The sequence below is a fragment of the Bacteroides sp. AF25-38AC genome, assembly GCF_003602995.1.
Taxonomy (GTDB): domain Bacteria; phylum Bacteroidota; class Bacteroidia; order Bacteroidales; family Bacteroidaceae; genus Bacteroides; species Bacteroides uniformis.
The window spans coordinates 127,654-149,542 of record NZ_QTMD01000004.1 but is presented as its reverse complement, the minus strand read 5'-3'; the positions used below and the strand labels follow the sequence as shown (position 1 = coordinate 149,542).

Genomic DNA, 21,889 nt, shown 5'->3' with positions numbered 1-21,889 from the left:
TTAGTGTTGTATATAATCCAAAAACTTTTTAGCGGTTGATTCCCATGTAAAATATTCTATGATTCGTTTTCGTGCATTTTGAACTTTTTTACCGGAGAGTATTGTTTGGGCTATTTCTTCCACTGAGTTGCATAGGAACCCACTTCTCCCGTTTTCTATGATACAGTCTGGGCCGGGTGCATGTCGCGCTACTATTGTTACATTATGGTACATTGCTTCAAGAATTGCCATTCCGAAAATTTCATTGGGGTTGAAATTTATCACATAATCAGCAACTTCATAATATGCATGGATTTTTTCATTTGGAAGTTTCCCTATGAATAATATATTGCTATATTTCTCACTTGACTTTAATTTGGCCATATATTCCTCTGTTTGCATCCAAAGGGCTCCTGCATGCACTAATAAGTATTTGTCTCCTAATCTTTCTGCTAAGGGAAAAATATCCATCGGATGCTTGTCCGGTCTTAATGCACACACCAAGAATACGATACTTTTATCTTCAGGTAATTTCAGTTCTGCCCTTTGTCGTTCTTTAGAGCTTGTCGCCAATGGAATAATATCCGTATCTAAGCCTACAGGCGCCCATTCTGCACTTGTTACCCCTTTTTGCTTTAACTCATTTACTACAGCTGGAGTTTTACAAAAGACTTTTGTTTTTCTGAATGCGGAAAAGTTTCTGCTGCTTAACTTGTCCATTATCCAGCGTGAAATTGCTCTAGGCGAAGAGCTATGTACTGTACCTACGTAGCAATAATGTTTCAGACCGTGTTTTAGGCAGAAGTTCACGGCTTCCGGTACACAAAGCAAGTTGTCGCTTTGCAAGTGATACACATCGATGCCAAGTGTTAGTAACAATGAAAAATCAGGCCATACGTGGTGTACCAATCTTCTTTTATAGGGTAAGTACACTTTCTTAATATTAGCGGTCGTGTTTACTTCCGTACCGCATCGCTTGTCTTTGGTAGACATCCAGTACACAATCGTTGTTTGGTGTCCCATCTGTTCCAAGGCTTTTGCCAATCCGATTTCTTGGATGTTATAACTTCCGGTAGTCCATTCCCCATAGTCTAAATGAATATATCCAATGTTCATTTGTCTGTTTTTCATTTAAATTTGAATTACCTTCCGAGTGACGACATCCCAATTCAAGGTCTTCAGATATTCAGCCATCTTTTTCTTTTCTATTGCCAAAAACTCAGGATGCTTAACGGCGTATTCCATCTGTTGCATGAGTGCATTGGCATTTCCCGGTTGAAAAAATAATCCAAAGTCACCATTATTCATTTGTTCTTTCAATCCACCAGCGTCACTGGCGATGATGGGTATTTTGTATTCCAAGGCAACGGGAATAACTCCTGATTGGCTGGCATCTAAATAGGGTAGCACTAAAATTGTATTAGGAATACTGAAATAGTTGTCTATTTCTTTATCTTCAATATATCGATTGACAATGTCTACTTGTGGCAATTCTTTGAACATTGAATCGTATTTGCTGAAATCTCCACTTCCCGCCACCGTCATTGAAATGTTCGAATACGATTGTACAAGTTTTTTGTAGGCTTTTCCTAAGATATGGAGACCTTTATATTCTTCAATGCGCCCGAAAAAGAGAAAATTAATGTTTTTGCAGTCGGTTTGAGGTGCGGTTGTGTTTTGTTGCTTATATGTACTCATTCTTCCATGTGGCATATAGTGAATATGTTCTTTGCTATAACCGAATCGTTTTTCAATGATTGGAATAAAACTTTGCGTAAGCACTATAATATCACTAGCTGTTTTGATGTAGTGAGTAGTCATCCATTTTTCCAATAATCCGACACCCGAATGATGTATAGGGTCGTGACAGATAACTATTTTTTTTCTTGCTTCAAAACATTTGAATACCGTTGTGCTCCAAGGATGATAGAATGTACTGATGATATAATCGAATGTTTTTTTTTGAAACATCCTTTTCAACTTATATTTCTCATTGAAGAAGAAAGATAAGGTTGCTTGGATAGCGGTTTTACGGGTGCCCGTTTCTATGAAAGTTACACTTTTGAATGATTTCTCATTTTCCCAATCCTTTCTGTTGGATATTTTAGAAGAAAGTAACGCGTGTATTTCGCAACCATTTTGAGCCAATCCACGAGACATTTCCAAGGTAAATACGGGGCCAGCACCTTCTTTGAATAAAAATGTGATAAGAATTTTCTTTTGCATTCCATTAGATTTATCTAAACCAAGGATTCCATTGTTGTTGGTAGAGTCCTTTTAAGTTTCGTTGTTTTACATATGTAGCTGGTACACCAGAATAAAAACCGTCAATTTGATATTCTCCTTTTCTCACAGTGCTTCCAGCACCAATCAAGCATGATGTTTTTAAATAACTTCCAGGCAATAAGATTGAGCGTGCACCTATCCATACATTATCTTCTATGTGTATAGGCATTTCTAAGAATTCAAATGTGGGCGATTGCGCATTGTGACTTCCTGTGATGAGAACGGTATATATGCTAATAGACACATTATTGTGGATAATAATTCCACCTCGTGCATCTAAATGACATTTTTCATTGATAATTGAATTTTTTCCTATTTTTATTTTCCAAGGTTTGATGATAGTTGTTCCCATTAAAATTCGAGAGCCTTGACCTATTTTCATACCTAATAGTTGATAGCATAGTTTACGGAAATGCCAGCATGGCACATAGCATACAAAATAGTTTAATATTATGTATATGAGGTCGAGAACAATATTTTTCATCGCTTTAGACTGCTTTTTAACTTTTGTAAACCAATGTGCACATATATCCATTTACATAGCTTAAAATACCATGTTTTTCGTTTATTTAGCTTTTTCATTTCACTGTCAGGCAACCAAGAGCCGTTAAACAAATGTATGCAATATGTGTTGGCTGTTTTATTCCAATTTCCCCAAAAATCCATTGGACAGAAGTACTCTCTTGGATATATGTGCATTTCATTGATTACTTGTTCGCCACCTCCAAGTTGCATACCTTTTTTTATCAATCTTTGTGTAATGTCTATAACATTGGCTTCATTCTTATTGATAATTTCTATCGTGAAATCTTGGTTGTAATATTGCATACACTCTTGGATGAAAGGGTGTAATTGCTTTGCAGCAATTACACATGATGCAATGACATTTCCTTTTACATCTTCAAACCCGATGAATCCTTCATTTTTAAGTAGTGGATTAAATGATTTTAGTATTTTTATATCTGTATCTAGATAAATTCCACCGTACTCGTAAAGTGCTTTTAATCTGACGTAATCTGACACAAAAGCATATTTTTTTAGTTCGTATGCGTGCTGAGTCCATAAGGTACTGTTTACATTAAAGTTTTCTTCATTCCATAATTTAAATTCATAATCGGGCAGATGTTTTTTCCATGATTTGATACATTTCTGTATTAATGGAGGTATTTTACTTTCTCCAAACCAACAATAATGGATTATTTTGGGAATCATATTCGTCTTCCTTCCTTTGACACTAGTGTGAGTTGATATATACGATATAATCTGTGTAAAATCCAAAGTTTGATTACTTTCATTCTTTGGTTATGTTGCCATAAGCATTTGAAATATGGGTGGTCTGTCTTATATGGGAATTTGATACTCCAAGGCTTTTCCATAACATAGTGTATCAATATTGGTCTATTTTCTTTTATATAGTTAGGATTTATTTCTGCTACACTAATCATGTAATTATATACTTTAGGAATAGGTATAATTATTTCCCTATACTTGATATTTAAGAAATCTTGATCCGGAAATATGAGTTTCTCTTTCAATGAAAATATCTCATTTAAGAGATTGTTTTCATCATCCATTTTTCTCAATTGTTTAAGATTTAATAGTAATACTCCAGAATTATAATATGTAGTAACACCCTCAGTTGAAAGTCGTTTGCAGGCATATTGATTATCATTCTTTACAGCAGCAATAGTACATGGAATATTGTATAATTCAGATAAATCTCCGGTACATATGACATCTCCATCTAAATATAGAATTTTTTCTACGTCCTTTAGAATATAGCAAGCAAACAGTCTGAAATATATTTCTATACTCCAATTTTGTCCATTTATAGGAAGGTCGTTTATATTTCTGTTGAATTGATGAAAAGAAATTGCCTGTCCCCCCCCCTTTTTAGAATGGGTGTAATCAATCAAAATTTGCTTGTTTTTTTCGCTGATGTTGTTATATATGAAATAGAAATGGTGTTTCCCTTGATTGTGTGTAACTAATGAGTGAATGAGCACCTTTATAGTATCACAATATTGGTTGTTGATGCAAAAAAGAAAATTCATAATTTTGTAATAGGGTGTTAGTATAATTCGTATTTTATATGCCGGTTTTCGCCTTTTATATACATTACAAAGCGCCTAAAGGCAACTTTTATATGGAATCTTATCTCATCAAAGTTAAAACAAATATTAACTATACGTTTTAATTTATTCGGACGAATAGGCTGCTTAATTTGAGTAATAGATATTGGACTGGCATCTATAGTGCTACAAAATAAGTTGGGCTTTATGAAAAAATCATCATGGTTTGTTATTTGAACTTCCATTTTCCTTTTTTGTAAATGCAAGTAGGCTAATTCTGTTTTGTTGATTCCATTTTTGTATTTGTATAAATGACCGGATTGATAATGGAAACACATAGGATTGCTATTCCAACTGGTTGTGAATTCATGTTTGGTGGGTAAAATATCAGCAAATTCTTTGTCATTCAGATATTGGCTCCATTGGTTTTCTTTCCATATGTCCCACATACCACCACGTTCATCAAACATCTTTACTCCTTTTACTTTGAATACTTCTTTATAATTGTATGAGATTAAATTATGTTCAGTTTTCCATCTGTAATTTATGTTATGCTCATTTTTATAGATGCATAAGTGTCCGTGCTGATATATGCGGTCGTATGTATTTAGTCTTGCATCAGTTAGAAACTTACTTAAATCTCCAAAAATAACATCTGAATCGCAATATCCCCAGTGCGAATAATCTTTTAAATATTCGTGAAATATGCATCCGTATAAGGGCTTGTAGTCAACGATTTTGTATGCGTTGGTTAGCATAGGAGGAAAACCAATTTCGCGTTCTATTCGTTTTTTGATTTCATGGAACTCGCATTGTATATAAATGATGTTTTTGTATGAATTCTCCCTTGGATAATTTGTAAAAACTAAAAAATCAATATCCCTGTTTTTGGATGCAGAACATTCCCATAAAGCGAAATAGTTGGGAAAATTGCCAAAATAGGGCATGATAAGCGCAATTTTAGTTCTTTGTATCATAATTATGTCTTTTTTATGCTATCATGCTTTTTATATTAATAGCTGATATGTTTTTAACCATTTTGGGGATTTTTTTTCTGGGTTACCTACTACTACAGAGTTTTCCGGCATATCTGTTACAACGATAGTGTCACTGCTAATCATCACTTCGTCTCCAATTATAGTTGCTCCATTAATGACCATACATGAATAATATGGAAATCCGAAAGGAGGTATTAATAAAGCTTTTTCATCACTTTTGTCGTTTGTGCTTTATTTTTACTCTTTGTTTGTTATATTAAGTGTAGCTTATTTATGTTTGCTTTACCTGCTTTTATCCAAAGATTTGGCCAAATACAACGGAGATGAATTGTGAAATAATGCTTCAGTGCAATGCAGAATCCATAATGTCTGTTCTCTAAATGAAATATTTCCATTGGAGGCATTCCATTGGGGCGGTACATAAGTTTCCAACGCTTCTTTAGCGGTATTTCTGGGTCGCACCAGGCATCAATGTGTTCATGCGCATCACATTCGCCAAGTGGATGTCCTACCTGCCATAATTCTATTCCAGCTTTACGGGCGCGCAGCCCGTAATCAAAATCACCGCGCGCATGTGTATAGTAGGGGTCAAGTGTCCCCAATTTCTTGTACACGCTGTGAGGAACCAATACTATATTTCCATTCATCATAATTACTGGCACAGGGCTGTCATCAGAAGATGGGCGTGCCACTTTTCCAGTTTTATCTCTGCCTCCATACGTTAGTTTGCTACGTGTCTGAGTATCCACTGTAGACCCAAGTACGATGGTTCTGTTTTTTTTCAATAGGCTTACACGAAGCAAAGATGCGATACAGTCTTTGTATATGAAGGTGTCATCGTTTAGCCAAAGGTAATAATCATAGTTGCATCCATTTCGTTTTTTTTCCTCGGCCATTTTCCATGCTTCTATCATACCGCGATTCCAGAATACTCCATCTACGGTTTTGATGTTAACATGGGGAAACTGTGTTTTTACGCTTTCTACAGTTCCGTCAGTAGAACCTCCGTCCACTATATAAATGTCAAACTTAGTGTCAGCTGGAAGTGATTGTGCTGTTATGTTGCGCAGGCACTTTATGGTTTTCTCCTTACGGTTAAATACAGTCAAAAGTATGGCTATATGGTTCATATTGCAATTGATAAAGGGGAATATATTATGGCTTAATTTTATGATAAATATATCGTATAAACCATTGTAGGTTCAATCGAGGTGATTTGTGTAGGAAAATTATAGGTTTATACTTATCATTTGGGTGTATAGGTACTTTGTAGGCATAGAATGCTGATTTATAAGTTTCGGGGTACTTTCCGCGTTGACTGATATCTCGGTGGGGAGCAATTTCATACTTTTTGCAGAGTAATGAGAAAATGCTTTGATCCTCGCGATGGGCAACGAATGATTCTCCGAAATCTTTTTTTGCTGTATCGAATTTGCCTAATCCTGCCGGTGATAACAACTCCAAATCACAACAGAACGATAACCATTCTGCCATAAACTTACGGGTAGTAGGCGTTACAAGGAAACAGAAGTAAGTTGCAATGATTTGATTACTTGTTTTATACTTTTCCTCCGTAAGTTCCAATTTTTCAAAACATAATGGTTTAGTAAAGCAGGATTCAAGTAATGGGATATCACAAACAAATAGTGGCTGTCTTTTGGAAATGATTGTTACTATTTTTTTAATGCTTCGTGTAAAAAAAAAACCCGAATCACAATAAAATATAATGTCTCCGTTATTACAGTTTTCCAATACCTTATTCACGAAATAAGGTTTCCAAAGCCATAAGCCGTTTCCTCTCTTTTGCGATAGGATGTCGTGATATAGTATGGCAAACGATGGGTCTATGTCGTGAGGAGAAAATTCATATACTTTATCAAATTTGGCAATATATTTACCAGTTAATGTATTCCATTTACGGGCGGGCTCATATTGCTTGTCTGCGTAGTTTATAAGAATTTTCATTTATATAGTCCTTTTTCTTTCATTTCTAGGATAGATGCATCATACATATCTGCTTGTATCTCTTGTGTATTTACCCATTTACAGAATTCGCCTATACCATCAGAAAAGCTCCATTTGGGTTCGTATCCTAATATGGTACGTGCTAATGCTATATCAGCATAATTATGTCTGATATCTCCTAAACGATAATTCCCAGATATGGTGATGGGAACATTCATATTGTATTTTTCGCACAGTGTATGTGCCACTGTAAGGACATCGGTGCTGATTCCTGTACCGATATTGAAAGCGTGACCAGCAGCTTCTTTGGTTTCAAGGCCTAAAATAGTTGCATCTACTACATCCTCGATGAATACAAAATCCCTTGTCTCTTTTCCATCTTCAAAAATATTGATTTCATTTCCATTTTTTATTCTGGTTGAGAATATGGAAAGAATTCCTGTATATGGATTGGAGAGTGATTGCCCCGGACCGTATACATTTTGGTACCTGTATGAAACAGCATCAATGCCAATGGAAGGGCATACCAAATGTACCAATTGGCCTTGTACTTGTTTGGTTATGCCGTATACGGAAGAGGGATGTATCTTCGAGTCTTCAGTGGTAGCCACTAATTGCAGTTTTCCGGCATTAGGATAAGTACATTCAAATTCTCCTTTGCACATATTCTCGTCTAAACGTTCTTCCGGATAAACATCTTTTTCCAATAGTGGGCTATAGTATTTGCCTTCTCCATAGATGGCACGACTTTCAGCTACAATAACGCGCTTTACGTTGTGCTTGGCATTGGTCAAAATATCAAGCATTAACGCTGTTCCACCGATATTAGTATTTACATATTTTTCTATTTCATACATAGACTGCCCTGTACCGGTCTCTGCTGCCAAGTGAATAATGGCTTCTTGACCATCAATGGCTTTTAGCCAATCTTCCCGTGATGTGACACTTCCTTTGATGAACTTGACTTTATCTTTTATAGATAGATAAAGAGGGGATGTCTCTTCCGGTTTTTGTCCGTGTATTTGCTCAGACAAAGAGTCTAATACAGTCACGTTAACTCCTTTGTCAACTAACTTTGATGCAATGTTAGAGCCGATGAAACCAGCTCCGCCTGTAATCAAGACATTCTTAAATGTAAGTTTCATATTTGTTGTATTTTAAAAGTCTCCTAGTAGGATTTTTCTAGTATAATGGTTATACCTAAGTAAGGATGCAATTGATAGAGATAGTATGATTATTAATGCTGATATTAATATTGAAAATAACATAAGAGGATAGTCATTGCTCCACAAATGTTTATTGAAAAAGTCTTTTATGAGTTTTATAAAAATGAAATGTATGGTATATATGCAAAGTGTATATTTCCCATAATGAATAAGTTTTTTTATAAGGATGTTGTTTTTAAAATACTTTGTGATTAATATGCAACCATATATTATTGATAAACTTCCAGTTACAGCAATTGCAAATCGAAATATGGCTATGTGTGATATCGGTATTATAGAACTGAATTTGTGAAAGCGAATAGGAGTAATATAAACAGAATCCTCAAAAGTCCAATGTTGATATAGGATTATGTAAATCATTAATATAGGTAATACTAATTGCCAAGTTAGATATTTATTATGTTTATTCAACCAATATCCTATAGCTAAGAAAGGCATTAAAAAATTAATCTTTACAAAGTAACAGTATGGTGTGAAATAGGTTATTATACATGCCACCGTAAATACAATAAGGTTATTGGTAGTGATTTTTGTAATAATGGCTAATATGCAGAAGCAGAAAAATAGGCAGCTTAAAAACCAATATGATTCTAATGATGCTTTTACTTCAGGTATTTCTCTAAATAGGCAACATTGGATTATATACCAAGAAAAAGCGGGTACCATTAGATGCTTAAATTTCGAAAAACAAGATGTTGTAATTTTATCAGTTCTCATTCTTTTAGGGTTGATAAAATAGCCGCTTAATATCATAAATAGGGGCATATGAAAAGATATAGTGCCTATGAAGAAACTGTTTTTCAAGGCTTCATCGGGAGCAATGCTTTGAATTGTATGATCATAGCATACAATTATCATTGTTATGATTTTGCATAAATCAATCCATTCTATTCTTTTTTTCATTTATGCTGTCTTACTAATTCTGTACTTTGCAGTCCATTCATACTAATCACCTTTGCAGGGATTCCGGCTACTATGCTGTTTGATGGCATATCATGAGTAACTACAGCATTGGCTCCCACAAAAACATTATCTCCAAGAGTTACAGAACCTAGAATTTTACTTCCTGGTCCCAACACACAATTATTTCCAATAGAGGGTACGCCAGCATTGCTTCCTCCCATTTTTAGAGCTGTTGTTACGCCATGAAATATGGTACAATTATGTCCTATTTGGGTTGCTCCATTAATAATGATACATGAAAAATGATTAAAGCTTAATCCTCCTTTTACGGGGGTACCTAATGGCATCTGAATTCCAAATTTAAACATGTAATGCCGATGCATCATCCATGAAAGGATATAGATAGGTAGTACTCTTTTCTTTCCTTTTGACCAGCTGCCCAATCTGAACCAAAAACAAAATTTGAATGAATTGTTGGTAATTAAATATCTTAGGATATATAAGTATTCGGATATTTTTCCATGTGGCTGTTGTGTCAGCACCTTACGGAAATCTTCGTGTATTAATTGGCGGCATGTTTTGAAGCTCATACTTGCATTATTGGGTGATTCGGATAAAGTCATTCATTATATAGGAAGCGGTGGTTCGTGCATTATATTCTCCTTCTGTCAACTTTTTAGCATGTTTGCTCATTGTTTCTATGACTTCCGGATGTTGCTTTAGGTAAATGATTTTTTCTTTCCATGCTTCGACATCGTAAGGTTCTATTAAATAGCCGATGCATTCTTTTTCTAAATCTATGTGTATATCGGGGTTATGTGTCATTAGGATTGGAATGTAGTAGGGCAATGCTTCTATTATATTGGTGTAGCCTACTCCATATTTTCTTCTCTCACAAGGAATAGCCAATATGGATGCTTGACCTTGTTGTTGCATAATGTACTCATATTCATTGTTTATATGCAGGTCTTCCATAAATGTGAATTTTATGTATTGACTGTTTTTGAACTTTTCCGCTGCTTTTATATTGCTTTCGTGGCGGCGGGTAATGATATGGCAGTTTGTCTGAGTTTGCTCGCAGGCTTCACTGAGTGTTTGGTAATCTCTGCTATCCTTTCCTGTAGCCATTACCAGAAAATTGTCTTTTTGGGGAATAAGATATTTTTGATACCATTCGACTTCTGTTCCTCTGCTCAGTGTTGTTATTTGGCAATCTTTTACAATATTATGACTCAGTGCATGCCGTGTATGGTTATCAAACATCATGTAAATTCTGTCTATTCCTTTCCAATAAAAGAACTTGATAAACCAATTTTTAATAGGGTTGGAATATTCTTTACAGTAAGTATATTTCCATGCAACTATTTTACATTTTAGGATTCCGATTCGTTTTAAAACTACCAACTTGCCGAGACCTTGCAGGGCGCCTAGATACAGAATATCAGGATTGATATCTTTTATTGTTTTTACTAAGGCGATTAGAACCTGAATGCTATTGCCTTTTTGTAAAGATAATGGATTTAGCAAGTACACATCTATTAAATTGCTATTCATTATGCTTTTAATGTAATATGTAAAATTATCAGGTTTTTCTAAGATTTCTTTTTGATTATATTTTGTAATATATAATACTTTAATCTTTGATGACATATTATAAAATAAAGTATATTGTAATTTAATTTACCAATAGCATGCCCCTTCTACATTAGCCGCATTCGAAGGTCGCTCTGATTCTGATGGATAAACCCAAAATTCATTCATTAAATTGTTGTAATAGTTTTCCTTTAAGAATGGAAGGAATACCTTACCATAATAAGGGTTGATCCAACGTTTTCCTTTGATTCCAAATAGTAATTGTAAAGCTCCACCTAAGTGTACTGCTTTTTTTCCTGTCCGTTTTACATGAGCAGCTAAGGGGAATCCGTATGCTCCACATCCAATGAGTGCAATGTCATAATCTCGTTTATCAATTTCATCTTTCATATATTCTAATGCATCGAACCAGGTATTGAAAGGACTTTGCCCGCCAAGACTTTGAACAGCCTTAATTGTTTCTAGTTGAAATTCAGGTAGTACATCTGGATTTTTGAATAATAATGTTCTTTTTTGTTCATATTGATGTTGTATTGTTTCAGCAAAAGGGTGTATGACTAATACCTTTTTCCCCTTAAGAACTCTTGACCATGGATGTTTTGCATGGTATGGTTCTAAAAGTAGTAATTGTATAGTCTTTACTTTGTTTATATCAATAAGTCTACGTTCTTCTATACGCCATGAACCTAATATGTCAACATGTTTTGAATCTTCGATCATTAATTCTCCAAATCTTTCTAAATTTAGTTCTGTAAGTGGAAAAAAACCAGAAAGATGTTGCATGTTGTATATGCCAATCTGATTCCACCAAAATTGGGGTATTTTATCTGTGATATAATCTATAATGTTATGCTTATATTTTTTTATCCCTAAATAGTTATTTACGCATAATATTTCTGTACTTCCATATCGAGCAACCATTGAAGGTGAATCTGATTTTAGTTGTTGATATATAATGTTGGACGCCTTCTCAGGATCCATTATGCTGTCAATCGGTTTTAGGTATGAGCCATAATGGTTAACGTAAAGTCGATGTGTTCCGCGTAGAATTTTATCTGTTAAATAGTTCATTGTTTTATGATATTTTATTTATATATACTTCTTGATGCTTTTAAAAGTATTTGATGATAAATGTTTTTGTTATAAAGTCAATATATTTTCACAGGCGAGTACGATCTTAATAACTCTTGTTGGATTTCCTGAGTCTGGTGAGCACTATTCAATAAATGGTATGTTGGTATAATGATGATTACCTGTGATGACCTTTTAGTTTTGGTGCTACAATTATTTTTAATTCAAAGATGTAGCTTCACTTTTATTTCTTTCAATAATGACATAGATGCCGATAATATGATTTTTCTTTCTTTAGGCGAAAACACAAATCCCCAACAACATGAAATAATAAATATTATCGTAGTAGTACATAAAATGATAACTAAACGCAAAAATGATTCATCCATATATACTGTAATTATCCCACTGATTGATAATGTAGAGATTGTTATTAGTAGTATAGGATATATTATAATTTTGAAAAAATCAGCATATTGCATTCCGCAATTTTTATGTGCATAATATAGAATGATGAGACTGCCTATTCCATTCCATGTAAATATCCATATGATATAAAACCAATAAGGTGAAAATCCTAAATGAAAAAGAAATAGACTAATAGGTAATGGCAGGAAATATGAACATCCACGAAGTATCGAATAATATTTTATCCGTCCTTCTGCATTGATGGCACTTGTTAATGTGATAGTTAATTGGTCTAACATATTTCTTGTTATTTCAAATCTAAAGAAACATACACTCCATTCCGGAACATTTTTTAGCCATAGTTGGAGTATATAAGGGGTTTCAATAATAAAAGGAAAGGCAAAAAAGGCGATGATGAGAAAAGACATTTTTGAACTGAATAATGAAATACGCATCATATTAGTTATGTCATTACTGCCGGCCTTTTTCCCAATAATAGGGTTGATTGCCATTAGCATAGTACGTGAAAACACCATTAGCTGACCGGATATTTGGTTGGCTACCCCTTGAGCTGCACTTAATATTGTACCGAAGAACGAATTTAATACAATTCCCATCCCGTATTGTGCAAACATCGAAGAAGAGGAGTTTATAAATCCCCAACCAGCAAATGAAGTCATTTCTTTCATTAGTTCTTTATTGTGATATTTGTGGATGCTGTATGTACATTCTGAGTAATTCCGATGGCAATAAATTTGAAGAATAATCATGAATATTAATGAGACAAAGGTTGTGAGGATACCATATAGAATTAATTTATCTGTATATACATGGACTACTATTAATGCTATAACTAACTTCATAAGTGTTTGAAAAACGCCTATAATACTTAGATACCGCATGTTTTCATGAGCATTGATAATAGCATTATAAGGTACGGTCTGGATGGTTAATACTGTCGATAAAAGCATTAACTGATAAATCCATTTGGCTGAAGGAATTCGATCAGAAGGAATATTTAATATACCATCAAAGAAGAAAAAATAGGCTATCTCGAAAATGATAACCATCAATAATGATAATAGAAAATGGATACTTATACTTACAGTGAAAATACTTTTTTGTTTTTCGGGTTTTCCTTCTCCTTCTGCATAATTAATAAAGCGTTGGGTGGTGGTTGACATGGCTGCATTTAAGAACCCTAACATACCGATTGCTCCTCCGATAATGCAGAATATGCCAAAATCGGAGCTTCCGAGTGCATTGAGAATTAGACGGGTGGAATAGAGGGAAACAAACATGGATAGTCCCATGCTAAAATATAGATATCCGCTATTCTTCAATACTCTGTTAGCAACTTCTGACATAGGATGTATTTGTTTTTTTTAAGCTGTTAGCTATGAAGTAAGGATATAACATCATGGTAAAGAGAGCAACATTCATAATGTGGGGCTGGCTTAATCCCATATTTAAGACTAATAAAATTCGTACCATAATGTCCCAGATACTCTTATTATACTTAAATACTTGATGGAAACAAAAGCCAAATAATATGGAAAATGACATTATTCCTACGGCGAGAAGTAGGAAGAGAAAACCAGCACATCCTTCCACTCCCATATTATGTAATTCGTCATAACCAACTCCAATCAAGGTGATAGGGTGGTTGTATATGGTAGTCAATACGCTACTTATACTTATTGTACGTGCACCACCGGAATTAAGAGAGAAATCCAATTGACCATTTGCGTAAATTTTGTGGAATACAACTGTGTTCATGAATTCATTACCGAGTTTTGTCATTGACATAAAAAGCATAGTGCCGATAATCGTAATTATAATAGCGTATTTCATTCGTTTGTCTATTGTTTTTAAGGAATGCAATAGGTAACAGAAAACCAATATTACTATTCCGATATAACCGCTTGTAGAAAGAGTTGTAATCAAGGCAAGGAAGAACACGATTATATATCGTATTCGCTCTTTAGCTTCAAAAAGGCGAGGATGGAACATGATGAAGTATAAAGCAGAGGAAAGCACACATTGATATTGCCCAGGTTCGCTGAACGGACCACAATTTCTGTCACTGTGTAAAGTCACAAAACGGTATAAAAATCCTCCGTAACTGTACACTTCTCCTCCTCTAAAAAATGAAGTGTACAGATGTGGAAATATACTTGAAAATGAATTGAAGCCATATATACGCGTGATAGTAAAGAGGATGATACTGATTAAAGCAATATAAAAAATGAGTTTGATAAATCTTTGTAGGTAGTTGGCCGGATCTATTTTGTAGGTGGCGTATATGATTAATGGTATAGAAGTCACACTGAGTGCTGTACCTAAACTTAATGTAGAGCCTATTATGACTAGAAGCATTGAAAAAAACAAGCATCCGATGAAAAGTAAATATTGCTTTTGAAGATGAAATAATGTCTTTTTCTTCAATACATAGTATATTCCCATTAATAGTGTCAATATGATGAAATTATCATTCCCTATATAGGCGGGTAAGGCCATTCCTGCGGAGGATATCATTATGTATATATAGAGGTATTGAATGATACAGGTTGTATATTTATGAATATAATTCATCGGATTTTATAAGGAGTGTTTATCACTTTTTCAAAAAATAGTTTCTTAATCTCTTCTAAAAATATCCCTCGTATAAACTTTCTCTTTCACCTCTTCCAGGCAGATGTCATACCTATTGGCGATAATCGCATCACTCTGTAGTTTGAATTCATCCAGATTATTCATTACTCTGCTGCCGAAGAACGTGCTTCCATCTTCCAGTGTCGGTTCGTAGATGATAATCTCTGCCCCTTTTGCCTTTATCCGTTTCATTACACCTTGAATGGATGATTGTCGGAAATTATCCGAATTGGACTTCATCGTCAAGCGATATACGCCAATTACAACTTGCTTTTCTTTTGCAACATCATAATTACCTTCTGCATAACTATAGTAACCGGCTTTCTGCAATACACGGTCAGCAATGAAATCCTTGCGTGTGCGATTGCTTTCCACAATGGCGGTCATCATGTTTTGGGGGACGCGGTCGTAATTGGCAAGGAGTTGCTTTGTATCTTTAGGTAAACAATAGCCGCCGTAACCGAAAGAGGGGTTGTTGTAGTGTGTGCCGATACGTGGGTCGAGACATACTCCGTTGATGATGGCTGCGGTATCAAGCCCTTTCATTTCGGCATACGTGTCGAGTTCGTTGAAATAGCTGACACGCAGGGCAAGGTAGGTATTGGCGAAAAGTTTTACGGCTTCGGCTTCTTTCATACCCATAAATAGGGTATCTATGTTCTCTTTAACAGCACCTTGTTGGAGCAATGCTGCGAAAATTTTGGCATATTCTTCCGCATTGGGATTGCTGATGGCATTTATAGCTGTATTTTCTTCTGTAAATTCTGTTCCTTCAATAATTTTAGGATAACCTACTATGATGCGAGAAGGATAAAGGTTATCGTAAAGTGCTTTACTCTCACGCAAAAATTCCGGAGAAAAGAGCAGGTTGAATTTCTTGCCTTCCAGTTCCGGATTGTGAAGGAATTGTTGTGCATATTTTATATAGAGTGAACGGGTATACCCCACGGGGATGGTTGATTTGATGATCATTACCGCATCCGGATTTACGCTGATGACGAGGTCTATCACATCTTCGATATGATGGGTGTCGAAGAAGTTCTTCACCGGGTCGTAGTTGGTAGGAGCGGCAATAACGACGTAGTCCGCATCTTTGTAGGCTGCCTTGCCGTCCAGAGTAGCAGTTAGGTCAAGCTCCTTTTCTGCCAAATACTTCTCTATATATTCATCCTGAATGGGTGATTTCTTGTTGTTGATAAGTTCTACTTTATTAGGGATTATATCGACAGCAGTGACATGGTTGTGCTGTGCAAGCAAAGTTGCAATACTCAGACCTACATAGCCGGTACCTGCAACGGCAATATTATATTGTTTCATAATCATGATTATATTTTATATGGAATAGCTGCTTACTTTCTCTAATATCTATACCATAAAATTCACAGATTCTTGTAGGTAATTTTTCTTTTCAATTTCTGTCAATTTATGTAATCAGTGGTAAGCCGAAATGACACCTGTGTCACCCCTTAAACATAAATACCCGTTACGCGCGCGAGACAAATTATCAATATGCACAGACCTGTATCGTTTGTGTGTGATAAATATTAGCCTAATAGGGAGTATTGGAAAAAGGGTGCCACAAGTGTCAAGGTTGCAAGTGAAGTTAAGGCTTCAGGACTCCGGTATGGATTCTGTAGTTCCTCAAATCACTCTCCAGGCAATCTGCCACCTCTTTCTCAAAACTCTCCCTTTCTTGGTCTGTTTTCGGGAACGACCTCCAGAAATGCGTTATGGCATGTATCTGGTTGATGTTGTTGCTCAGCCCTTTTTTAAAAGGTTGTAGGTTCTGGTACTCATCATCGTTGCTTGGGCGATGGTCTCGTTGGTCAGATGTCTGCCGTTAACGAGCTGTTCTTTCTGGCATTTGCTCAGAAAGGCTCCGAATGCCGGTGTCACCGGCTCTTTCTTTGTCATGTTGACTCTTTTAATTGTTAAACAATAATAAAAACAAGCGAAATCATTTCCATGTAGTGGAAACGACCGGACTTGTGTATCTGGGCACTTATGCGTTCCTTCGCGTCGTAATTTTAAACATAAACAAAAATCAGTAAATTATGGAACACCGCAATATCAGCCTTTTCAGAGGCTATTCGGACACAGAATCAGTAGAAACTTCTCTTGAAGAAATAGTCAACATCATTAAATGCGACGCTGCCCTGCGAGACCGCACCGAGAAACATCGCTACTACTTGCAGCAAGACCTGCGTAGGGATGCCGACCGCGAGAAGTCCGGCTGTCCCTGCTTCGCTGTTGCCGTCTGCTTTGAAGGTGGGAAGACCCGCGAACATATCTGTGCCTGGACCGGCTATACCTTGGTCGACCTGGACCATATCGCTCCCGAGCGGATGGCTGCCACACTGACATTGATTTGTGCCGACAAGTATACATTGATGGCCTACACCACTATCAGCGGTCATGGCATCCGTATCATCTGCCGCATCGATGACCTGAACGGAGCGGAAAAGGGAAAAGCCTTCCGGCAATACGCCAAGTATTTCAATCAAGTCAACGACTACTATTCCTGCCTGGTGGGCTTCGAAAGCGACGGGCAGTGCAAGAATGCTACCCGTATCAGTGGACTGGCTTCCGACCCTCATGTATATTACAATCCCAGTGCCGCTTCTTTTGTTTTGCAAGATAGTCCGATTGCTCCCCAACCGCAGGATAGCGCTTCCGAAGCTGTGCCGACAAAGCGCAACAAACGTTTGGAGAAGGTGGTGAAAGCTGCCGAACGCCTGCTGGAAGAGGAGGGAGTGAGTTATTGTGAACATCATCATAACGAATATGTGATGCGCATGGGGTATCTGCTCAACCAGTACGGAGTGGCCCGGAAGACAGCCGCCGCTTGGGCAGCGGAGCACTTTCCTGACTATGACGGGGATGTGGCAGCTGTCATCGGCTCCTGCTACGCGAATACCGGGGAGCATGGCACCCGCTCCCTTGTCCGCAGGGGAGAGGGCGATGAAAAGTTTGCCACGGTGGCAGATATCGAGCAGTTCCTTTCCGAACAGGCGAAGTTCCGCAAAAATACGGTGAGCGGCAAGTTCGAAGTCCTGATGGCCGACTGCGGAGAGGAGTATGCGGAGCTGACCGACCGCTACGTCAACACGTTGTGGAGCCGCATGAACAAGGCAGGGATGCTTGCCCGCATTGCGGACATACGTTCCGTGCTCGATTCGGAGTACACACCGCTTTTCAATCCCTTTGTAGCCTATCTGGAGGGGCTGCCTGCTTGGGACGGTACTACTGACCCTATTGCTCGTCTGGCTGCCGGCGTACATGTGAAGGACGACCAGAAGCTTTTCGGCATCTATTTCAAGAAGTGGCTGGTGGCCACCATTGCTTCGCTGCTCGATACCAAGGTGGTGAATCATGAGATTCTGGTCTTCATCGGTAAGCAGGGCATCTACAAGACTACCTGGATGCAGCGTCTGCTTCCTGTCGAACTTCAGCGTTATTTTTATGTGAAAAGCAACAGCCGGCGCGTCAGCAAGGACGACCTTTTTACGCTGACCGAGTTTGCACTGGTATGCCTTGAAGAGCTGGAGGAGATGACCTCTGCCCAGGTCAGCCAGTTGAAGGCCATCACCGGCATGACAGACGTGAACGAGCGTGCCGCCTACGGGCACTTCAAGGAGAGCCGTCCGCATATTGCCAGCTTCTGCGGCACGAGCAACAACGTCACCTTCCTCAACGACCTCAGTGGCAACCGCCGTTGGCTTCCCTTCGAGGTGGATTCCATAGACAGTCCTTTCGATTATCCCATAGACTATGCCGGAGTGTATGCGCAAGGCTATGCCCTCTGGAAGAGCGGCTTCCACTACTGGTTTGAGCAGGAGGAGATTGATGCCGTGAATCTTCATAACCGTTATTTTGAGGTGCCCTGCCTGGAGCGTGAGCTCGTTCAGGTGTACTATCGCCGCCCCATGCCAGGCGAGGAGTGTATGTTCTTGACCAATGCCCAGATACTGGGACATATCAACATAGGTATCCGGCAACCCTTGAGTCCCACGCGCCTCGGTCTGGTGATGAAGCAGGAGGGCTATGAGGCTGTCCGTTCCGGTGGCCGCCGTGGTTATCGGGTGGTCGAGCTGAAAGGGGATGAAATCTACCGCAACCAATGCGCCATGGCGCGCTATGTGGGGGATTGATTCTTTCACGGTTTTCCTAAATACCTGAATATAAGTTCCACCTGCAGGGAGGTGAATATTTTCTGGGAGCCTTTGTAGCCGGTATGCCGCAGGGCTTCGTCCAGTTCCAAATTCAGCTTCATCCATTTGGACAAGCGGTTGAGTGCGGATGCCGGTGAAATGGTGGGGGCGTATGCCTCTGCCAGTTCACGTTTGTAATAGGGGCGGACGGGCCACTCTTTGCCGAGGATATTTTCGTAGTCTTCAACGTACTTCATAAACAATGCTTTAACTGGTTATTACACTGTAAATGTACGGAATTTTTTCTGTATACCCATTGCCGGAACCCGGTATAATCTTACCTAATCTCACATTTTCCCACATCCCTTCATATCACTTCACCGCATCTCTTATTCTGCCCGGAGGTACGTCGTATCTTTGTTCTGTCAGACGATGAAGGGTGAAGATTAGTAATCGTGACGCGCGAAGATTAGTAATCGTAAGCCCCTGGGATTAGTATCGTCTCCCTATCTTTTAATTTTTAACTTATAATTTTTAATTTATGATTAACTACAGTATCGTGATGCGTGGCAATCCTACCGATAAGACGGTTGCCAAAAAAGCGTACGCAAGTGCGCAGTATTCGGAAGTGATGGACATCAACCGCTTTGCCGAGCATATAGCCAGTCATGGCTGCGTGTACAAGCGTTCGGATATCGTTGCCATCCTCACCATGTCCGTGGATTGCATGCGGGAGCAGTTGCTGGCCGGACAAAAAATCCAGTTGGGCGACCTGGGGAGTTTCTACATCAGCATCAACAGTATCGGCGCGGCTTCTGCCAAGGAGTTCAATCCTGCCATCCATATCCGTAGGCTGAATGTGAACTGGACCTGTGGCCAGCGTTTTGGAGAGCTGCTGGAGGAGGCGGAATTCAATCTGGTGGCAACCCGAAGTGCAGCCCGTGCCGTGGTGAAAGCCCTGAAGGCCGGAAAGACTACCGTGGACCTGACCGGAGCCACTGGCGGGGGTGAAGATGCCGGTGGAGGCAGCAACCCGGGAGGCGGTTCGGACGGAGACCAGGGGGAAAATCCGTTAGGATAGAAGGCTAATGTGCTAATTGGCTGCGCTTTAGCATGTTAAAAATCCAGATAACCATATTATTTAATTCCTTAATTGCAAATTGTTATGAGTGAGAAAACAAAATCAAAATCTGTATGGGGCATTGTCCTCAAAGTGATTATTACCGTGGCCACTACATTGGCCGGAGTGTTTGGTCTGACTTCCTGCATCAACCGTTAGCCGGATGAAGGCAGGCAGTTTCTATCAGAACTATCGGGAGGTACGCCTCCTGGTAGTTCATTGCAGCGCTACGCGTTGTGACCGCCATTTTTCGGTGGAGGCGCTTCGCCGCAGTCATTTGGCACGGGGCTTTGCCGATATCGGCTATCATTTCTACATCACCCGTGACGGTGAGGTGCATATTTGTCGTCCGGTCCATCAGATTGGAGCTCATGCCACCGGTTGGAATGACAAGAGTATCGGCATTTGCTATGAAGGCGGGCTCAACGAAGAAGGTTCTCCCGCCGATACACGTACGTATGCACAGAAATGTTCCTTGCTCGACTTGCTCCGGCAGTTGAAGACGGACTATCCCCTTGCCCGGATTTTAGGGCATCGGCAACTCAGTGCATCCATCCATAAGGCTTGTCCTTGCTTTGATGCAAAGGGGGAATATGGGGGGATAATCACTAATCACCCAGCATTGCGGTAATATCTTCCCGTATTTTGTCTATTTCCCAATATCCTATGGTCTGCAGACCTTCTAATATAACATCTTTCTCAAAGTTTATATTCGAGCGATGGCAAAAGTAGTCTCCTATTGATTTTATCAGTGTATAGATGGTATGGCCTTTTATATGCAGATATGTATTTTTTTCATTCAGACCTAACTGTTGAAAGTATACTTTATCTTGTACATTGACATACGGGAAGTTGTCTGTTTTTATTTTACGAAGAATGCCTTTCCCGTTTTCTGCTAATTCTTTATTGTTGCATTGTCGTGGGATAGGTTCATCAAAACGCCTTAAAGAAAAGTCTTCTTTGAACCCTCGTTTCCTCATTGTCAGAAGATGCAGGAAACTTGTATAGGTGGCACACGAAAATTCATTGATGAAATATAGAAAACTGAAACCCTGCGCTTTCTCCGGACATTTGCTTTTCCATGATTTTTCTAACTTTTCAGCGTAACAATAATGGTTTTCCCATGAATAACTATATGTTTGCAAGATAAAATGAGCACTGTCTATCCCTTGTTCCCGAGATAGATGCCTCAAATCGCTGTCTATACAGATAAAAAAATTACGGGAAAGATGATTTTTGTATTTTAAACATTGCTTACACCCCTTTGAATCGTTCCCTAACTCACTTTTACTGAAATAAATGTAGTTGTACTTTCCGGGACGGCATTCTTGTAACATGGTGTCCCAAAACATCTCGTCTTTTTCATTTTCCAAGTGGACGGAAGCTCTATATGTTTTGTCAAGAATGGGAATATTGGCAAAATATTCGGCTTGCATCTCAAAAGCAGATACTGATTCCGGCA

The 21,889-nt window shown here is 38.3% G+C and carries 23 protein-coding genes; 4 read left to right on the top strand and 19 right to left on the bottom strand.

Annotated elements, in window-relative coordinates; translation table 11 throughout:
• The 17 genes from DWY55_RS04300 to DWY55_RS21950 all read right to left on the bottom strand — a co-directional run bounded on the left by DWY55_RS04300 (window position 1) and on the right by DWY55_RS21950 (window position 17,070).
• On the bottom strand, window positions 1–1,110 hold the full coding sequence (locus DWY55_RS04300; protein ID WP_229116666.1) for a glycosyltransferase family 4 protein: 1,110 nt from the start codon (window positions 1,108–1,110) through the stop codon (window positions 1–3).
• The gene (locus DWY55_RS04295; protein WP_008663045.1) at window positions 1,111–2,205 is read right to left on the bottom strand and encodes a glycosyltransferase family 4 protein; all 1,095 of its coding nucleotides are present in this window, start codon (window positions 2,203–2,205) and stop codon (window positions 1,111–1,113) included.
• 10 nt (window positions 2,206–2,215) lie between these two features.
• Entirely contained in the window at window positions 2,216–2,647 is a 432-nt protein-coding gene (locus tag DWY55_RS04290; protein ID WP_229116665.1) for an acyltransferase, read from the bottom strand.
• A gap of 98 nt (window positions 2,648–2,745) precedes the next feature.
• A complete protein-coding gene (locus tag DWY55_RS04285) occupies window positions 2,746–3,477 on the bottom strand; it encodes a glycosyltransferase family 32 protein (protein ID WP_008663047.1) in 732 nt (243 codons plus the stop codon).
• Entirely contained in the window at window positions 3,474–4,319 is an 846-nt protein-coding gene (locus DWY55_RS04280) for a glycosyltransferase family 8 protein (RefSeq protein WP_008663049.1), read from the bottom strand. The genes DWY55_RS04285 and DWY55_RS04280 overlap by 4 nt, the downstream gene beginning before the upstream one ends.
• A gap of 17 nt (window positions 4,320–4,336) precedes the next feature.
• Window positions 4,337–5,314 carry a DUF6625 family protein gene (locus DWY55_RS04275; RefSeq protein ID WP_008663050.1) on the bottom strand — a complete coding sequence of 326 codons (978 nt, stop codon included), beginning with the start codon at window positions 5,312–5,314 and terminating at the stop codon, window positions 4,337–4,339.
• A gap of 272 nt (window positions 5,315–5,586) precedes the next feature.
• Window positions 5,587–6,465 (bottom strand): glycosyltransferase family 2 protein, encoded by an 879-nt coding sequence (locus DWY55_RS04270; RefSeq protein WP_008663051.1) that lies wholly within the window; start codon window positions 6,463–6,465, stop codon window positions 5,587–5,589.
• Window positions 6,466–6,490: 25 nt separating this feature from the next.
• Complete coding sequence (locus tag DWY55_RS04265; protein WP_120178026.1) at window positions 6,491–7,300, bottom strand: hypothetical protein; 810 nt, start codon at window positions 7,298–7,300, stop codon at window positions 6,491–6,493.
• On the bottom strand, window positions 7,297–8,445 hold the full coding sequence (locus DWY55_RS04260; RefSeq protein WP_008663056.1) for an NAD-dependent epimerase/dehydratase family protein: 1,149 nt from the start codon (window positions 8,443–8,445) through the stop codon (window positions 7,297–7,299). Before DWY55_RS04260 ends, DWY55_RS04265 begins: the two co-directional genes overlap by 4 nt.
• A 12-nt stretch (window positions 8,446–8,457) precedes the next feature.
• Window positions 8,458–9,384: an acyltransferase family protein gene (locus tag DWY55_RS04255; RefSeq protein WP_232282149.1), complete on the bottom strand. Its 927-nt coding sequence runs from the start codon at window positions 9,382–9,384 to the stop codon at window positions 8,458–8,460.
• A gap of 41 nt (window positions 9,385–9,425) precedes the next feature.
• Window positions 9,426–10,019: a serine acetyltransferase gene (locus DWY55_RS04250; RefSeq protein WP_005827996.1), complete on the bottom strand. Its 594-nt coding sequence runs from the start codon at window positions 10,017–10,019 to the stop codon at window positions 9,426–9,428.
• Between the two features lie 7 nt (window positions 10,020–10,026).
• The gene (locus DWY55_RS04245; protein ID WP_005827999.1) at window positions 10,027–11,079 is read right to left on the bottom strand and encodes a hypothetical protein; all 1,053 of its coding nucleotides are present in this window, start codon (window positions 11,077–11,079) and stop codon (window positions 10,027–10,029) included.
• Between the two features lie 30 nt (window positions 11,080–11,109).
• Entirely contained in the window at window positions 11,110–12,093 is a 984-nt protein-coding gene (locus DWY55_RS04240) for a hypothetical protein (RefSeq protein ID WP_005828001.1), read from the bottom strand.
• A 224-nt stretch (window positions 12,094–12,317) separates the two neighbouring features.
• Entirely contained in the window at window positions 12,318–13,868 is a 1,551-nt protein-coding gene (locus DWY55_RS04235) for a hypothetical protein (protein WP_008663062.1), read from the bottom strand.
• Window positions 13,852–14,967, bottom strand: a complete 1,116-nt coding sequence (locus DWY55_RS04230; RefSeq protein WP_243633636.1) for an O-antigen ligase family protein — start codon at window positions 14,965–14,967, stop codon at window positions 13,852–13,854. The genes DWY55_RS04235 and DWY55_RS04230 overlap by 17 nt, the downstream gene beginning before the upstream one ends.
• Window positions 14,968–15,141: 174 nt before the next feature.
• The gene (locus DWY55_RS04225; RefSeq protein WP_008663067.1) at window positions 15,142–16,479 is read right to left on the bottom strand and encodes a nucleotide sugar dehydrogenase; all 1,338 of its coding nucleotides are present in this window, start codon (window positions 16,477–16,479) and stop codon (window positions 15,142–15,144) included.
• Window positions 16,480–16,914: 435 nt separating this feature from the next.
• On the bottom strand, window positions 16,915–17,070 hold the full coding sequence (locus DWY55_RS21950; protein WP_005828011.1) for a hypothetical protein: 156 nt from the start codon (window positions 17,068–17,070) through the stop codon (window positions 16,915–16,917).
• 140 nt (window positions 17,071–17,210) lie between these two features.
• Between DWY55_RS21950 and DWY55_RS04220 the strand changes: the two genes are divergently transcribed.
• Complete coding sequence (locus DWY55_RS04220) at window positions 17,211–19,307, top strand: BT4734/BF3469 family protein (protein WP_120178025.1); 2,097 nt, start codon at window positions 17,211–17,213, stop codon at window positions 19,305–19,307.
• Between the two features lie 5 nt (window positions 19,308–19,312).
• Here DWY55_RS04220 and DWY55_RS04215 read toward each other — a convergent pair whose 3' ends face one another.
• Window positions 19,313–19,564: a DUF4248 domain-containing protein gene (locus DWY55_RS04215; protein ID WP_117879223.1), complete on the bottom strand. Its 252-nt coding sequence runs from the start codon at window positions 19,562–19,564 to the stop codon at window positions 19,313–19,315.
• A 284-nt stretch (window positions 19,565–19,848) separates the two neighbouring features.
• On the opposite strand from DWY55_RS04215, the gene DWY55_RS04210 reads away from it, so the two are divergent.
• From DWY55_RS04210 to DWY55_RS04205, 3 genes are all read left to right on the top strand, one after another.
• Entirely contained in the window at window positions 19,849–20,388 is a 540-nt protein-coding gene (locus tag DWY55_RS04210; protein ID WP_005828019.1) for a hypothetical protein, read from the top strand.
• 84 nt (window positions 20,389–20,472) lie between these two features.
• Entirely contained in the window at window positions 20,473–20,586 is a 114-nt protein-coding gene (locus DWY55_RS21945; protein WP_005828021.1) for a smalltalk protein, read from the top strand.
• A gap of 4 nt (window positions 20,587–20,590) precedes the next feature.
• A complete protein-coding gene (locus tag DWY55_RS04205) occupies window positions 20,591–21,058 on the top strand; it encodes an N-acetylmuramoyl-L-alanine amidase (RefSeq protein ID WP_057281280.1) in 468 nt (155 codons plus the stop codon).
• On the opposite strand, the gene DWY55_RS04200 is transcribed toward DWY55_RS04205, so the two are convergent.
• Complete coding sequence (locus DWY55_RS04200; RefSeq protein ID WP_165859507.1) at window positions 21,036–21,863, bottom strand: DUF4435 domain-containing protein; 828 nt, start codon at window positions 21,861–21,863, stop codon at window positions 21,036–21,038. The two genes, DWY55_RS04205 and DWY55_RS04200, sit on opposite strands and share 23 nt — an antisense overlap.
• Between the last annotated feature and the right edge of the window lie 26 nt (window positions 21,864–21,889).